2 protein-coding genes are annotated in these 2,081 nt (G+C 69.1%); both read left to right on the top strand.

Translation table 11 applies throughout. The features are described 5' to 3' along the window. On the top strand, positions 1-820 hold an 820-nt coding region (locus ABD207_RS31480), incomplete at its 5' end, for an LLM class flavin-dependent oxidoreductase (protein ID WP_344016728.1). Then, a complete protein-coding gene (locus tag ABD207_RS31475; protein WP_344016727.1) occupies positions 813-1,436 on the top strand; it encodes a flavoprotein in 624 nt (207 codons plus the stop codon). The genes ABD207_RS31480 and ABD207_RS31475, both read left to right, overlap by 8 nt. The last annotated feature ends 645 nt before the right edge of the window (positions 1,437-2,081 follow it).

Below are 2,081 nucleotides of genomic sequence, written 5' to 3'. Positions count from 1 at the left end.
TCCTTCGGGCCAGGATCATAAACCTGGCTTCAGGGACTCCACGAAACCGGGGTCAGCTCACTACGACGCCGCGATGCAGGCACGGTCCGTGGCCGCGTTGAGCGGCATGCCCTATGTGGCGGGCATAGGCCCTGCCGCGCCGGAATTCCAGAGGTCGCTCCGCAAGGACCCGTACGCCGCGCCTCTCGCCGTCATGCGGGAGTACGTCTCGATCATGCGGCGGCTACTCGCCGGCGAGCACGTTGACTTCGCAGGCGATCACTATCACGTGCGGGGCCGGCTGGTGCCTCAGTCGCACTCCGGTGTGGAGCTGGGGCTCGGCGTACTGCGGCCCCGGATGGCGCGACTGGCAGGAGCCGTCGCTGACGTCGCCGTCACATGGATGACGCCGGCTCACTACGTGGCCGACACGTTGGTGCCCGCCCTGGCCGAGGGCGCCACCGCCGCAGACAGGCCCCGGCCGCGAGTGGCCACGATGGTGCACGTCGCCGTGGCCAGACCGGGTCGTGACATCCGGCGCACAGCCCTCGCCGGCGCCGGTGCTCACCTGGGGGCCGCCCACTACACCGACATGCTGCGCAGAGCCGGAGTCGACGCATGGCCGGACGATCCGGCTGCCGGAGCTGACGCACTGGTGAAGTCGGGGGTCTTCGTCTCCGGCTCGGCAGACGACATCGCACGGGACCTGGACGCTTACCGTCGTTCCGGAGTGGACGAGATCGCGCTCAACCCGGCGGGAGTGATCCAGAGTGAGGGGCTCGGCGCCGCTATGACGGATCTCGAAGAGATCTTCGCCGCGTTGGATCGGCTTCATGGCTGAGTCACCCGTCAGTGCTGCGCCCGCGCCCGCCTTCGGTGCCCGCCAACTGCTCTACGTCGGGACCGGATCCCTGGGCGTGATGTTCATGCCGATGTGGTCGCAGTGGCTGCGCACAAGCTATCCGCAGCTGGAGGTGCGCACGGTCATCACGCGTTCGGCGGAGCAGTTCGTCACGCGCACGGCACTCACCGTTTTCAGCGGCAGCGAGATCCTGGTGGATGCATGGCCTGACGAGCCGCGTCCGAAGGCCCTGCACGTCGAACTCGCGCAGTGGCCCGACGCCGTGGTGATACAACCCGCGAGCTTTCACTTCGTGAGCAGGCTGGCCCTGGGGATGGCGGACACTCCCGTCCTCCTCGCTCTGCAGTGCACACAGGCCGCCGTCGCCGTCGCGCCTGCCCTGCCGCCGGGCGGGCACGACTCACCTGCCTACCGGCGGCACATCGAAGCCCTCGCGGAGCGCCCCAACGTCGTCGTCATACCTCCGACGACCGGGCGCAGCGTCACGACGGGCCGGATGGAGGCATCAGTGGCGGCGCCGCTATCGGAGGTACTGGCGCGCACTGAGCAATTACGCCTGCAGATGCTCGCGCAATCCGGACGCGAGGAGCGGTGATTCCAGGATGCGACAACTCGTGGAAGAGTTCGGGACCGGCTACCAGCGGACAGCGGTCTACCGGACGGACAGCGGTTACCTATGGGTGCGCAGCCCCGGCCCGGATCGGCCGGGCGGCATGGTGGAATCCGGCCCCGAGCTACGTGCGGCACTCACGGCCCACACTCCCCGCGGCATGGCTTTGCGGCTGGCCGAGAAGGCCGACGAGTCTCTCGTCTACCGGGTTGAGGGCTGCAAGACGGCCGCGCGGGTGGCCTTGGGCCAGCAGGGCGGCGCAGATCGAGGTGAGCGGTTGGCCTCTGCGGCACACGCGACGGGCCGCAGCCTCGCAGGGCTGCACGCTGACGTGCCGGTCACTGCGGCCGAGGCGAGTCCGCCGGCCCTCTCACGCGTGATCCGCTGGATGTCCACGGAGCAGGGGCCTCGAGGGGCCGCAGCCCTCCATGGAGTCCTGTATACCTACCTCGGCTCCGCACGGTGGCGTCGGGTACTGCGCTGGTGTCAGGAGTTCGCCGAACCTGGACATGCCGGCACCGTCCTTCTGCACGGGGCACCCAGCCTGGGATCAGTGGTCCTGGCCTCCGAGGGGTCGTGCCCCTTGGCGTGGTGTAGATGATCATTCGTTGGTGGCGGGCAGCAGGGTGG

It is taken from the genome of Streptomyces thermospinosisporus, assembly GCF_039526425.1.
GTDB classification, from domain to species: Bacteria; Actinomycetota; Actinomycetes; order Streptomycetales; family Streptomycetaceae; genus Streptomyces; species Streptomyces thermocarboxydovorans.
This window is presented reverse-complemented; position numbering and strand designations above follow the sequence as displayed.

Excerpts from the sequence above, each read along its gene's own strand:
- ABD207_RS31475 (WP_344016727.1), top strand. The coding sequence starts at position 813 with ATGGCTGAGTCACCCGTCAGTGCTGCGCCCGCGCCCGCCTTCGGTGCC.